Raw genomic sequence first — 13,064 nt, 5'->3', positions numbered from 1 at the left:
AAAGGCTAAACAGCCTCGTGCAGGCGTGCTGTCTCGTCGTGCCATGAGGTGGCGATCGCGCGAAGCTTCTCTTCGTACTTGCGCCCGTGGTGAGCGCAGAAAAGCAGCTCGCTGCCGTTCACTTCGGCGGCGATGTAGGCCTGCGCGCCGCATGAATCACAGCGGTCCGACGCGGTCAGGCGGTGTTCGAGGACGGCGGCCTCTGGGGTCGATAGCGTAGTCATCTCGGTGCCTCCTCATATGCGTAGAGCGATGTAGCTGTCATGAAATACAACCACGCCCTGGCTTAGACGATGCCCGCAATCGCCCAGAAACCGCCTTATTTCGCTCAGCGCGTACGCCGAAGTCGCCACGGAGCGTGTCTGCGGCATCCTGGCGCACACCGCGGATAGGCTCGATGATTGTGACTTCCGAGTACTCCGCCCATCACCTCCAGGTACTTGAAGGCCTTGAAGCCGTCCGCAAACGGCCGGGCATGTACATCGGCTCGACCGACTCGCGCGGGCTCATGCACTGCCTGTGGGAGATCATCGACAACTCAGTAGACGAGGCACTCGGGGGCCACGGGTCTCATATCGAGATCATTCTGCATGACGACGGAAGCGTAGAAGTTCGCGACCGCGCTCGAGGCATTCCCGTGGATATCGAACCACGCACCGGACTGAGCGGCGTGGAAGTGGTCTTCACGAAGCTGCATGCCGGCGGCAAGTTCGGCGGCGGCTCTTACGCGGCCTCGGGTGGATTGCACGGCGTCGGAGCATCAGTCGTGAACGCACTATCGGAACGACTTGACGTCGAGGTGGATCGCGCCGGCAAGACGTGGGCGATGTCTTTCCACCGCGGCGAACCCGGCAATTTCGACGGCAACGCACCGGATTCTCCCTTCACACCGTTCGAGAATGCGTCGGAGCTGAAGCTGAAGGGGCGTGCACCCAAGGGCGTGACGGGCACACGGATTCGGTACTGGGCCGACCGCCAGATCTTCACTAAAGATGCAGCGTTCACGCTGACTGAACTAGAGCAGCGCGCACGACAGACCGCTTTTCTTGTACCTGGCCTCGAGATCGTCATCCGTGACGCGCGCACCGACGAGCCGATCGAGACGAGCTATCGCTACGACGGCGGCATTTCGGAGTTTGCGGAGTTTCTCGCTCCCGACACCTCGGTGACCGATACGTGGCGGTTGAGCGGCACTGGCACCTTCAAAGAAACAGTGCCGGTATTGCAACCGAGCGGCGCAATGTTCCCCACTGAGGTTGAACGCGAATGCGAAGTCGACATCGCCGTGCGATGGGGGATCGGCTACGAGACCACGTCGCGCTCGTTCGTGAACATCATCGCGACACCCAAGGGCGGTACTCACCAACAAGGGTTTGAGGCCGGGCTGATGAAGGTTCTGCGCACCCAGGTAGAGCAGAACGCTCGCAAGCTGAAGGTGGGCAACGACAAGCTCGAGAAGGACGATATTCTCGCTGGTCTCAGTGCGGTACTTACCGTGCGCATTCCCGAACCGCAGTTTGAAGGCCAGACCAAAGAGGTTCTTGGCACCCCCGCCGTACGTCAGATCGTCGCAAACGTGGTGACGCGTGAGCTCACCGCTCGGTTCGCTTCGACGAAACGTGATGACAAGGCCCAGGCCTCTCAGCTGCTCGAGAAGGTCGTGTCTGAGATGAAGGCCCGTGTTTCAGCACGAGCGCACAAAGAGACGCAACGTCGCAAGAACGCGCTCGAGTCATCATCTCTGCCGGCGAAGCTCGTGGACTGCCGCTCAAGTGACGTGGCGGAATCCGAACTGTTCATCGTCGAGGGTGACTCGGCGCTCGGGACGGCAAAGTTGGCGCGAAACAGCGAGTATCAGGCGCTGCTGCCGATTCGAGGCAAAATCCTCAACGTGCAGAAGGCATCGGTCAGCGACATGCTCTCGAATGCGGAGTGCGCGTCGATCATCCAGGTTATCGGTGCCGGTTCTGGGCGCTCGTTCGATCTCAGTGCCGCTCGTTACGGCAAGATCATCCTGATGAGCGACGCCGATGTCGACGGTGCACACATTCGCACCCTTCTGCTCACGCTGTTCTTCCGCTACATGCGTCCACTCATCGAAGAAGGACGCGTGTTCGCCGCGGTACCGCCGTTGCACCGCGTCATCGTGATGCATCCCGGCTCGAAGCCCAACGAGACGATCTACACCTACTCCGAAAAGGAGTTGCAGACGCTCCTAGCTAAGCTCACCAAGAGCAACAAGCGCTGGCAAGAACCGATCCAGCGCTACAAGGGTCTCGGTGAGATGGATGCTGAGCAGTTGGCCACTACGACCATGGACCGCTCGGGTCGACTGCTGCGCCGCGTGAGAGTTGACGACGCTGAGGCCTCGTCGACGGTGTTCGAACTATTGATGGGCAACGAGGTCGCACCACGCCGTGAGTTCATCATCGACGCATCGGGCCGCCTGGAGCGCGGCAGAATCGACGCCTGACTCTGCGTCAGCGAACTCCCGTGCCGACGTACGCGATCACGCCGTCGAGCGGTGTGCCCGAGGCATCGCGCTTCGCGCCGGGCTCCGGCAGCGAACGCGTCGCTCCGTCAGCGGCGATCGCACGGGGGTCTGATCCAACCCAGGCGAGCGTGAGGGCGTCTTCGCCGCGCAGCAGACGCTGGGCGCGCACACCACCGGTCGCGCGTCCCTTCGCGGGAAACTCGCTGAAGACCGACACCTTGGCGCTGCCAGCATCGGTGCCTGCGATAGCAGAGGTCGCCCCAGCTACGGTGACCACCACCGCATCGAAGGCCGACGCGCCGACCACTGAGAACATGATCACGGATGCGCCGTCGCCGAGACGGATTCCTGCCATACCTCCGGCAGCCTTGCCCTGGGGTCTTACCGAAGATGCGTCGAAGCGCAGCAATTGCGCGTCGCTGGCTACGAACACCAGTTCGTCGCCGTCAGAGGCGGGCGCAGCCCCGACGACACGGTCGCCGTCGCGCAACGAGATGATCTCGATGTCGTGTTTGGCGCCGAGTTCGGTCGCAGCAACTCGCTTGACTGTTCCCATAGCTGTGCCGATGGCGATCGCGGGGGAGTCGGCGAGCGGCACGATCGATACGATGCGTTCGCCACCCGTCAGACCCAAGTACTGGTCTGCACGCATTCCTGCGCTCAGCTGCACAGAGTTTCCGGGCACCGACGGCAGGTCAACGGGAGTGAAGCGAACCAGACGACCATGAGTGGTGATAGCGCCGATATCACCGCGTGCAGTGGTGTCGACACTCGCAAGAATCGCGTCGTGCTTCGACCGACGTGCTGGTGGCACGATTCCGCCCGCGGCCACGTCTGGGGTGAGCTCGGCGCGCACCATTCGTCCGCTCGCCGAGAGGAAGACTCGGCACGGCGCGTCAGCGATCTGCAGTTCCGCCGCTGCTGCCGCAGCGCGCGAGCGCGGCTGTACGGGTCCGCCGTTGAGAAGAACCGTTCGGCGCGGCGTGCCATACGTGTCTGCCGCGACCTCAAGCTCGCGGGCGACCTGAGCACGAATCAGCGCATCGCTGCCGAGCAGCTTCTCCAGCTCGGCGATCTCAGCAAGCAGGCTGTCACGCTCCGCTTCAAGTTCGATACGAGAGAACTTGGTCAACCTGCGCAACCGCAGCTCGAGGATGTACTCGGCCTGCAACTGTGAGAGGTCGAAGACATCCATCAGCCTCGCGCGGGCCTGCTCGGTGTCATCAGATGCGCGGATGACTTGAATGACCTCGTCGATGTCGAGAATGGCCACCAGCAGGCCCTCGACAAGGTGCAACCGCTCTTTGCGCTTGCGCAGTCGATACTGGCTTCTGCGCGTGATGACACTGATGCGATGGTCTAGATAGACGCGCAACATCTCACGAAGACCAAGCGTTGCCGGCTGACCGGCCACCAAGGCGACGTTGTTCATGCTGAATGAATCTTCGAGCGGCGTCAGCCGGTAAAGGTGATCGAGCACCGCCTGCGGGTCAAAGCCGGTCTTGATTGTGATGATCAGACGAAGGCCGTGGTGACGATCCGTGAGATCGGCGACATCAGCGATGCCCTGCAGCTTCTTTGCGTTGACCGCATCTTTAATCTTCTCGATGATGCGTTCAGGACCCACGAGGTAGGGAAGTTCGGTGACGACAAGTCCCGTGCGCCGCGGACCGACCGATTCGATCGAAACCTTCGAGCGGGTGCGGAAGCTGCCGCGTCCGTTCGTGTACGCGTCTTTGATTCCGTCAAGGCCCACGATGATGCCCCCGGAGGGCAGATCGGGCCCCGGGACGAACTCCATGAGTTCTTCCACGGTGGCTTCGGGATGCTCAAGGAGATGAATGGCCGCAGCGACAACCTCGATCAGGTTGTGGGGCGCCATGTTGGTCGCCATGCCAACCGCGATGCCCGATGCGCCGTTCACCAGCAGATTCGGGAATGCCGCGGGCAGCACTTCGGGCTGTTGAAACTGGCCGTCGTAATTCGGGATGAAATCCACGACGTCTTCGTCGAGATTCTCGGTCAGCGCGAGCGCCGGGGGCGCAAGCCGCGCCTCGGTGTATCTGGAGGCTGCCGGGCCGTCATCGAGGGATCCGAAGTTTCCGTGGCCATCGACCAACGGCACGCGCAGAGAGAAGGGCTGCGCCAGGCGCACGAGCGCGTCGTAGATCGCGCTGTCTCCGTGCGGGTGCAACTTACCCATGACCTCACCGACGACGCGCGCGCTTTTGACATGGCCTCGATCTGGGCGAAGGCCCATGTCGGCCATCTGAAAAAGAATGCGGCGCTGAACCGGCTTCAGTCCGTCGCGGGCGTCCGGAAGCGCCCGGGAGTAGATCACTGAATAGGCGTATTCAAGGAACGAACCCTGCATTTCGGCGGACACATCGACGTCCTCGATGCGTCCGTGATCAGCGGTGGCGGATTCAGGGCGTGATGCAGGCATTGACGATGTGGCCTCGGGGTAACAGCGGTGCGGCGAGGGCTCGGCACGCATATGCGAGACTGGCCCAGATGCCTCTCAGCCTACCCGTGGACCCGCCGCACGCCCGGAGCCTCACCGGTGTTGTGCCCGAGATGGCGCGCGCACTGAGCGCAGACTCCGCATGGTTTGCCCCTGCCACGAGCGCGATCGTTTTCGTCATCGATGGTCTCGGGAGCCACAATCTAGCCGCTCGGTCTGGCCACGCGCGGTTTCTCGCGTCGATGGCGACCAAGAAAGATGTTGCCCGCACTGTCTTTCCCTCGACCACAGCGAGCGCCCTGGCAAGTCTGCTCACCGGAACGCTGCCGGGGGAGCATGGGATCGTCGGTTACAAGGCTCGCGTGCCCGGCGAGCACCGGGTCGCGAACCAGTTGCGGGGTTGGGAGACAGACGGGCTACCCGAGTCGTGGCAGCGCGCCATCCCGCTGGCGACGTCGCTCGGTCGAGCGTTCTTCGTCGTCTCGAAGAGCGAGTATGAGTCAACCGGATATACGCGCGCAACCCAGTCCGGCGCTCAGTTCGTCGGTGTCGACGACCTGACCGAACGAGTGGCCGAAGCTGCACGGATCGCTCATCAGCATCCCGGATCTCTGGTTTACCTCTATGCCCCGGAACTTGACGGCGCTGGTCACAAACACGGGTGGCAGTCCGACGAATGGGTGGGAACTCTCGAGACCTTGGATGCCGCCGCGGCTTCTCTGGCAGCGCAGCTGAGACCGGGTATTGGTGCTGTCGTGACGGCCGACCACGGCATGATCGACGTGCCTCGCCACCGACACATTCTGCTGGGTGCTGGCGACGATCTCGTCGACGGCGTCTCACTGGTGGGAGGCGAACCGCGCATGCTTCATGTCTATGCCGAAGTGGGCCAGCAAGAGAGCGTCCTTGCGCGGTGGCGTGCCTCAGAGGGCGAGCGCTCGTGGGTGCTGTCTCGTGCCGAGATCATCGAGTCGGGCTTGCTCGGCCCAGTGAGCGACGAAGTCATTGAGCGAATCGGCGATGTATTGATCGCCCCACGCGCCGGAATCGCGTACTACGACGATCGTACGGGTGACAAAGGTCCGCAACGGATGATCGGCCAGCACGGATCGTTGACCGCCGAAGAGCGCATTGTGCCCTTGATCAGGCTCGGTGCATTCCGCTAGCTAGTCGTCGGTCTTCGCGCCGAAAACGATCTCGTCCCATGAGGGCATTGAAGACCGCCCCTTGCGGCGTCCGCCCTCGGCTGCCGCAGACGAAGACTCGAAATGTGAGGGTTTCGCCGCCGCGGAGTCGTCGTTTTCGTCGACTGTCGCCTCGTAGCCAGGCTCGAGCGCATCAAAGAGCGCGACGGGTGCGTGCGAACGTGGTGGATCCTCCGGAGCATCTTCGTCAGCACCGGGCAACGGTTCGCGTTGTCCACGGCGTCGACGCAGAGCTTCAAGCAGGTCTGCAGTTTCGGCCGACGTGGTAGCCGGAGAATCGGCACGCTTGATCGCTGCGGCTTGAACTGCGGCTGCCGTCGGCTCGCTGAGGTCGGGAGCCTCAAGGTCTGCTTCGGGCATCTTGCGGGGCCCGAACGCTCCACTGTCGAACCGGGTGTCATCCTTCGCAGGAGCAACGTCTAGAGCACGTAGACGGGGGATGAGGCCCTCAGGCAACGATCCTTGGCGAGAGAGCTGCACCGCGTCAGAGTTGAGAGGAGCCAGCGTGCTGCGACGCGGATCGAAGCTCCAGCGGGCATCGTGATCGACATCATTCGCGGTGAACTCAAGCTTCAGAATCCACCCGGTGGACTCCTTCCAGCTGGTCCAGCGTTCGCCAATCGCGGCGGCTTCAGCAAGCTTGCCCCGCACGGCGGATCCGAAAGTCGGCTGAGCGCTCGGTTCGAAGTCGCCGCCCATCAACACGGGCACAGCGAGCGCTTGCCCGACGATGTGTTCACGCTCAGCAAGCACGGGCCCTTCAAAGCGCTCGACGTCCTCGACGCGAGCGCCGAGAAGCTCAGCGACCTCGGCAGCAGAAAGCCCGGCGCGAATATGCGACTGAATCTCTCGCGGGCTGGCGCGCAGAACGGAATTCTCATCTTCGCGGGCGCGACGCACCTTGCGCAATTCGACGCGCAAAACGTCGTCTATGGCGAGCACAAACCTTTCGCCTGACTCGGTTGCCAGGACGAGTTTGTCCTCTTCTGTTCCGATGACCTTGAGCTGTTCCATGCGGACGCCTCTCCGATCCCTGCGTATGCGCCCTAATGCTTACACACGCCGTCCCAATCCTCGGGAATTTCGTGCGTGCGCCGCGAGTTTAGGTGGGTGACAGGGCGCGAAAGCCAAGCGTATTTGCGTATTCGCTCAAACTCGTGCAAACTGTCGCCGCCCCACGGGGCCGATACACACCGAGTCACCCGGAAGTTGAGACGTACAGGCATGGCCACCGATTACGACGCACCACGCAACAAGACCGAAGACGACAGCGAGTCGATCGAGGCGCTCAAGGAGCGCGTTCCCGACAAGCTCTCCGGTTCGGTCGATGCTGAGGATGCTGATAATCCCTCAGGCTTTGAACTGCCCGGAGCGGATCTTTCAGACCTCGAACTCGATGTTGTCGTTCTTCCCGCACAGGACGACGAGTTCACTTGCATGAGCTGCTTCCTTGTGAAGCACCGTTCGCAGCTCGATCACACCGGCGCCGATGGCGCTATCTGCCTGGAGTGCTCCGCGTAAGCTGTGCTCGGCGAATAGCCGCGGCCAGTCGCTCTGGCGTGCGTGAGCAGATCACCCACGCCGGAGCGGGATCCTCAGGATCCAAATTGGGAACAACAACGAGCGCGTCTATTCCACCTCGGATCAGGTGCCACGCTCGAGGATCGAGTCCTGTACCTCGGGCATGCCGAGCCGACTCGCCGGAGTGCACCTCTGGTTCTCCGAGCAATTCGGTGGAGATGTGCGCACGTCCCGCCCGCAAGACGTCGTTCTCGACGCTGACCACTGGGGCGAGACTTACAAGCAAGACGACCGTCAGCAATCCCAGCGCTGCTCCGATGACAAGAGCGAGAGTTGTGTTCAGCGGCGCAAACACGAGCGCTGCCATCGGTGCGACAACTCCGGCGCTCACCAGCACCCACAAAGATGGACCGAGTCGCTCGCGATAATCGCCGACTCCTGCACTGCTCGTTGAGTTCTGCATTACCCTCGTTGGGTGACTGAAACGGTGGACATTCCCATTATCGCCCCCGACGCACCCGTGTATGCCCATCCCGGCGACGCAGGGGCCGACCTAGCGGCGTCTGAAGCCGTGACGCTTGCTCCCGGCGCTCGTGCTCTTGTCGGCACCGGAGTTCGTATCGCTCTGCCAGAAGGCTATGCCGCATTCGTCGTGCCGCGAAGCGGCCTCGCGGCCAAGCACGGCATCACCGTTGTCAACTCGCCGGGCACTGTCGACGCGGGATACCGCGGCGAGATCAAGGTGACGCTTCTCAACACCGATAGCAGCACCGCTTTTCACGTCGCCGTCGGCGATCGCATTGCCCAACTCATAGTGATGCCCGTCTCTCGCGCACACTTCATCCCGGTCGAAACCTTGCCCGACAGCATCCGTGGCGAAGGTGGCTTCGGATCGACCGGCTATCAGAAAGAGGGAACCCCGGCATGACCGATCCCACACCTGCCGAAAACGCCCCCGCGGGTTTGACCCCGGCCCTGCGCGCGGCAAACGGTCCTTTCGACGAGACTGAGGCCAATCCCGTGCGGCCCTACATCGACCTCGGCGGCATCAAGATCCTCCCTCGCGAAGGCCTCAATCTGCGCCTCGAGGTCGAAGAGCAGACGAAGCGCATTGTCGCCGTCGGCCTCGACTACGCCGACTCCACACTGCAGGTGCAGCCCTTCGCGGCGCCCCGCTCCACCGGGCTGTGGGACGAGACGCGCGAACAGATCCGCGCGCAGGTGCGTCAACAGGGCGGGCGAGTAGAGGAACGCCAAGGACCGTTGGGGGCTGAGCTGCTGGCAGAAGTCCCCGTCGTTGCTGGTGCTGATGGTGCCAGTGGCAAGCGTCTCGCGCGCTTCGTGGGCGTAGACGGCCCTCGCTGGTTCTTGCGAGGCGTCATCGGAGGCGCGGCAACGGCAGATGTCGAAGCAGCGGCGAAAGTCGAGGATCTGTTCCGATCCATCGTCGTCGTGCGAGGTGGAACACCCATGCCGCCGCGAGATCTCATTCCCCTGCGCATGCCGGCGACCCCCGGCAGCGCATGAGTGACGCGAACGGCGCAGACACCGAATCGGGCGATGAGCATCGGGGGTCGGCGGAAGCGTCCTCACCCCCCGCGGCGTCGGAGATCTTCGGCGCCGCCCTTGGGGGAGCAGCCAGGCGTGCCGGTCTAGACCCGAACGAAGGCAAGAGCACTTCCCATGTCGTGTGGGGCGCGATGGGAGGCTGGCGCGGCATCCTCGAATCAGTCCTGCCCGGACTGCTGTTCATCGTGCTCTACACCGTCACCATCGACCCTGAGACGCAGAAGGGCAATCTCTGGCTGTCGCTCGGCGTCTCACTCGGTGCTGCCGGCGTGTTCACTGTCGTGCGTCTAGTCTCGCGCCAGCCGATCACCGCCGCAATGGGCGGGCTTGTCACCACTGGTGTCGCGGCCGCGTTCGCCGCGTTTACCGGCGAAGCCAGCAACAACTTCGTTCCCGGCTTCATCACCAACGTTCTCTACGGCTCAGCGTTGCTCGTCTCGGCGCTCATCGGCTGGTCGTTGATTGGTCTTGCGATCGGGTTCTTGATGGGAGACGGCACTTCATGGCGTGCCGACAAGCGCAAGCGGCGAGCATTCTTCTGGCTCGGCATCGCATGGGCCGGCTTGTTTGCGGCACGGCTGCTCGTGCAGCTGCCCCTCTACTTCGCGAGTCTGGAGGGAGACCCGGGCGCAACGACCGCGCTCGGAACCGCCAAACTCGTTATGGGTCTTCCGCTTTTCGCGCCGATGGTCGCTGTGACGTGGCTCGCCGTGCGCGCTCTGTATCCGCCGCAACCCAAGTGATACGATTTATCTTGACATCAAGATAAATTCATCCGTCGCTTCGCTTAGGTCACCCTCACTAGCCGAGGGCTCAGGAGCGCGGGATGATGGGGATGCGCCTCATTTCGGCGCCTCCCGCCGCCGACGAAGGAGACACACGTGTCCACGGTTGACAGCTTCGGTGCCAAGAGCACCCTGACGGTCGGCAGCACCGACTACGAGATCTTCCGCATCGATACCGTTCCCGGTTACGAGAAGCTCCCGTTCAGCCTCAAGGTGCTGCTGGAGAACCTTCTTCGCACCGAGGATGGTGCGAACGTGACGAAGGCGCAGATTGAGGCACTTGGTTCGTGGGATGCTGCGGCAGACCCCGACACCGAGATCCAGTTCTCGCCCGCGCGCGTCGTCATGCAGGACTTCACGGGCGTGCCCTGCATCGTCGACCTTGCCACGATGCGCGAAGCGGTCGTTGAACTAGGCGGCGATCCCACCAAGATCAATCCGCTCTCGCCCGCCGAGATGGTCATCGACCACTCGGTGATCGCTGACCTGTTCGGCAGCGAGAACGCACTGGAGCGCAACGTAGAGATCGAGTACCAGCGCAACGGCGAGCGGTACCAGTTCTTGCGCTGGGGCCAGACCGCGTTCAACGACTTCAAGGTCGTTCCTCCTGGCACCGGCATCGTGCACCAGGTGAACATCGAGCACCTCGCAAAGGTCATCTATGACCGCACGAACAGTGGTGTGCTGCAGGCATACCCCGACACCTGCGTCGGTACCGACTCGCACACCACCATGGTGAACGGTCTCGGCGTGCTCGGCTGGGGCGTCGGCGGCATCGAGGCAGAGGCCGCCATGCTCGGGCAGCCCGTGTCGATGCTCATTCCGAAGGTTGTCGGCTTCAAACTGACCGGAACGATCCCTGCTGCGGTCACCGCCACTGACGTCGTGCTCACAATCACTGACATGCTTCGCCAGCACGGTGTTGTCGGAAAGTTCGTCGAGTTCTACGGCGACGGCGTCGCCTCGGTGCCGCTGGCCAACCGCGCCACCATCGGAAACATGAGCCCGGAATTCGGTTCGACGGCCGCCATGTTCCCGATCGACTCGGTCACCGTGGACTACCTGCGACTGACCGGCCGCAGCGAACAGTCCCTCGCGCTCGTCGAGGCCTATGCGAAAGAGCAGAGCCTTTGGCACGACGCTTCGGTGGAGCCCACCTTCAGCGAGTACATGGAACTCGATCTGTCGACAGTTGTTCCCTCGATCGCCGGGCCGAAGCGTCCGCAAGACCGCATTGAGTTGTCGCGCTCGAAGGAGCAGTTCGAACTCGATCTCGTGAATTACGCCGAGGTCGACCACGACCTCGTTGACCTCGAAGGTGCGGAATCGTTCCCGGCATCCGACCCGCCCGGCAACACGCCGGAAGACGAGCACAACTCGCACGAGCACCACCACAACAGCCACGCACCGAAGTCGGTGTCGAAGCCGTCTGCGGTCACGCTCGAAGATGGTGAGAAGTTCACGCTCGATCACGGCGCTGTCACGATCGCCGCTATCACCTCGTGCACCAACACATCGAACCCTTCGGTCATGCTGGCCGCGGGACTTCTCGCTCGCAATGCGGTGAAGAAGGGCCTCAAGGCGAAGCCGTGGGTCAAGACGACGCTCGCGCCCGGCTCGAAGGTCGTCACCGACTACTACGAGAAGGCAGGCCTGACCGACGACCTGGAGGCTCTGGGCTTCTACACGGTGGGTTATGGATGCACGACGTGCATCGGCAACTCCGGCCCGCTGATCGAAGAAGTATCGACAGCGATCAACGAGAACGATCTCGCTGTCACTGCGGTTCTTTCCGGAAACCGCAACTTCGAGGGCCGCATCAACCCCGACGTGAAGATGAACTACCTGGCAAGCCCGCCACTGGTCATCGCGTACTCGCTCGCGGGAACGATGAACTTCGACTTCGAAACCGACGCACTCGGCAAGGACTCCGACGGCAACGATGTCTTCCTGAAAGACATCTGGCCCGACGCCGCCGAGGTCCAGTCAACGATCGACTCATCGATCAACAAAGAGATGTTCGATACCCAGTACGCCAGCGTGTTCGAGGGCGATGACCGTTGGAAGAACCTCCCCACTCCGACCGGTGATGTTTTCGAGTGGGATGCGCAGTCGACCTACGTGCGCAAGCCCCCGTACTTCGATGGCATGACGATGGAGCTGACTCCGGTCACCGACATCGAAGATGCGCGCGTGATGGCGACACTGCTGGACTCGGTCACCACCGACCACATCAGCCCCGCCGGAAACATCAAGGCAGACAGCCCAGCCGGTCAGTACCTGGCAGAGCACGGCGTTGACCGCAAGGACTTCAACTCCTACGGCTCACGTCGTGGCAACCACGAGATCATGATCCGCGGTACGTTCGCGAACATCCGCCTCAAAAACCAGCTCGTGCGTTCAGTGAATGACGGCGCTGAGGTAGAGGGTGGCTTCACTCGCGACTTCACGCAAGCTGGTGGTCCGCAGTCGTTCATCTACGACGCGAGCCAGAACTACCAGGCCCAGGGCACGCCGCTCGTGATCTTCGGCGGCAAGGAGTATGGCTCTGGTTCTTCGCGCGACTGGGCGGCCAAGGGCACCAGCCTGCTCGGGGTGAAAGCGGTCATCACCGAGAGCTTCGAGCGCATCCACCGCTCAAACTTGATCGGAATGGGCGTCGTCCCGCTGCAGTTCCCCGCGGGCGAAAGCTGGGCCTCGCTCGGACTCGACGGCACAGAGATCGTCTCGATCTCAGGTCTTGAGCAGCTGAACGAAGGCGTCACGCCGAAGTCAGTGCACGTAACGGCGAAGCCAAGCGAATTCTCTGCCGAAGGCAAGCCGACTGTGGAGTTCGATGCCGTAGTGCGCATCGATACTCCCGGCGAAGCTGACTACTACCGCAACGGTGGAATTCTGCAGTACGTGCTGCGCTCGCTCGTCTAAGCAAACAAACACACATCGAAGAGGTCGGGACGCAAGTCCCGGCCTCTTCGTTGTCTCGCGGTTAGACTGAATTGCGCCCTTCAGGGCCAAGAGAGGAGCCA

Annotated in this window: 11 protein-coding genes; 7 read left to right on the top strand and 4 right to left on the bottom strand. The window is 62.5% G+C overall.

What is annotated here, in order from left to right; genetic code table 11:
• Positions 1–5: 5 nt before the first annotated feature.
• The gene (locus WDU96_RS07905) at positions 6–224 is read right to left on the bottom strand and encodes a DUF7455 domain-containing protein (RefSeq protein ID WP_337337954.1); all 219 of its coding nucleotides are present in this window, start codon (positions 222–224) and stop codon (positions 6–8) included.
• A 173-nt stretch (positions 225–397) separates the two neighbouring features.
• Here WDU96_RS07905 and WDU96_RS07900 point away from each other — a divergent pair, with 173 nt between their 5' ends.
• Complete coding sequence (locus tag WDU96_RS07900; protein ID WP_337337953.1) at positions 398–2,473, top strand: DNA gyrase/topoisomerase IV subunit B; 2,076 nt, start codon at positions 398–400, stop codon at positions 2,471–2,473.
• A gap of 7 nt (positions 2,474–2,480) precedes the next feature.
• Here the strand turns inward: WDU96_RS07900 and WDU96_RS07895 are convergent, their stop codons facing one another.
• Complete coding sequence (locus WDU96_RS07895; RefSeq protein ID WP_337337952.1) at positions 2,481–4,940, bottom strand: DNA gyrase/topoisomerase IV subunit A; 2,460 nt, start codon at positions 4,938–4,940, stop codon at positions 2,481–2,483.
• Positions 4,941–5,008: 68 nt separating this feature from the next.
• On the opposite strand from WDU96_RS07895, the gene WDU96_RS07890 reads away from it, so the two are divergent.
• Positions 5,009–6,124, top strand: a complete 1,116-nt coding sequence (locus tag WDU96_RS07890; RefSeq protein WP_337337951.1) for an alkaline phosphatase family protein — start codon at positions 5,009–5,011, stop codon at positions 6,122–6,124.
• On the opposite strand, the gene sepH is transcribed toward WDU96_RS07890, so the two are convergent.
• On the bottom strand, positions 6,125–7,177 hold the full coding sequence (sepH, locus tag WDU96_RS07885) for a septation protein SepH (protein WP_337337950.1): 1,053 nt from the start codon (positions 7,175–7,177) through the stop codon (positions 6,125–6,127).
• Between the two features lie 210 nt (positions 7,178–7,387).
• Between sepH and WDU96_RS07880 the strand changes: the two genes are divergently transcribed.
• Positions 7,388–7,684, top strand: a complete 297-nt coding sequence (locus tag WDU96_RS07880; protein WP_337337949.1) for a DUF4193 domain-containing protein — start codon at positions 7,388–7,390, stop codon at positions 7,682–7,684.
• On the opposite strand, the gene WDU96_RS07875 is transcribed toward WDU96_RS07880, so the two are convergent.
• A complete protein-coding gene (locus tag WDU96_RS07875; protein ID WP_337337948.1) occupies positions 7,659–8,147 on the bottom strand; it encodes a DUF3093 domain-containing protein in 489 nt (162 codons plus the stop codon). The two genes, WDU96_RS07880 and WDU96_RS07875, sit on opposite strands and share 26 nt — an antisense overlap.
• Before the next feature lie 12 nt (positions 8,148–8,159).
• On the opposite strand from WDU96_RS07875, the gene dut reads away from it, so the two are divergent.
• The 4 genes from dut (at position 8,160) to acnA (ending at position 12,963) form a co-directional block, all read left to right on the top strand.
• Positions 8,160–8,612: a dUTP diphosphatase gene (dut, locus tag WDU96_RS07870; protein WP_337337947.1), complete on the top strand. Its 453-nt coding sequence runs from the start codon at positions 8,160–8,162 to the stop codon at positions 8,610–8,612.
• A complete protein-coding gene (locus WDU96_RS07865) occupies positions 8,609–9,211 on the top strand; it encodes a DUF3710 domain-containing protein (protein ID WP_337337946.1) in 603 nt (200 codons plus the stop codon). Before dut ends, WDU96_RS07865 begins: the two co-directional genes overlap by 4 nt.
• A complete protein-coding gene (locus WDU96_RS07860) occupies positions 9,208–9,996 on the top strand; it encodes a DUF3159 domain-containing protein (RefSeq protein WP_337337945.1) in 789 nt (262 codons plus the stop codon). The genes WDU96_RS07865 and WDU96_RS07860 overlap by 4 nt, the downstream gene beginning before the upstream one ends.
• Before the next feature lie 138 nt (positions 9,997–10,134).
• Positions 10,135–12,963 carry an aconitate hydratase AcnA gene (acnA, locus tag WDU96_RS07855; RefSeq protein WP_337337944.1) on the top strand — a complete coding sequence of 943 codons (2,829 nt, stop codon included), beginning with the start codon at positions 10,135–10,137 and terminating at the stop codon, positions 12,961–12,963.
• Positions 12,964–13,064 lie beyond the last annotated feature (101 nt).

Origin of the sequence: Microbacterium marmarense, from assembly GCF_037204165.1 — a bacterium.
Lineage (GTDB): Bacteria > Actinomycetota > Actinomycetes > Actinomycetales > Microbacteriaceae > Microbacterium > Microbacterium marmarense.
The sequence above is the reverse complement of the archived record's forward strand: the minus strand, read 5'-3'. Positions and strand labels throughout refer to the sequence as shown.

Excerpts from the sequence above, each read along its gene's own strand:
- WDU96_RS07900 (WP_337337953.1), top strand. The coding sequence starts at position 398 with ATGATTGTGACTTCCGAGTACTCCGCCCATCACCTCCAGGTACTTGAA.
- WDU96_RS07905 (WP_337337954.1), bottom strand. The coding sequence starts at position 224 with ATGACTACGCTATCGACCCCAGAGGCCGCCGTCCTCGAACACCGCCTG.
- WDU96_RS07865 (WP_337337946.1), top strand. The coding sequence starts at position 8,609 with ATGACCGATCCCACACCTGCCGAAAACGCCCCCGCGGGTTTGACCCCG.
- sepH (WP_337337950.1), bottom strand. The coding sequence starts at position 7,177 with ATGGAACAGCTCAAGGTCATCGGAACAGAAGAGGACAAACTCGTCCTG.
- WDU96_RS07895 (WP_337337952.1), bottom strand. The coding sequence starts at position 4,940 with ATGCCTGCATCACGCCCTGAATCCGCCACCGCTGATCACGGACGCATC.
- WDU96_RS07875 (WP_337337948.1), bottom strand. The coding sequence starts at position 8,147 with ATGCAGAACTCAACGAGCAGTGCAGGAGTCGGCGATTATCGCGAGCGA.
- WDU96_RS07860 (WP_337337945.1), top strand. The coding sequence starts at position 9,208 with ATGAGTGACGCGAACGGCGCAGACACCGAATCGGGCGATGAGCATCGG.
- WDU96_RS07880 (WP_337337949.1), top strand. The coding sequence starts at position 7,388 with ATGGCCACCGATTACGACGCACCACGCAACAAGACCGAAGACGACAGC.
- WDU96_RS07890 (WP_337337951.1), top strand. The coding sequence starts at position 5,009 with ATGCCTCTCAGCCTACCCGTGGACCCGCCGCACGCCCGGAGCCTCACC.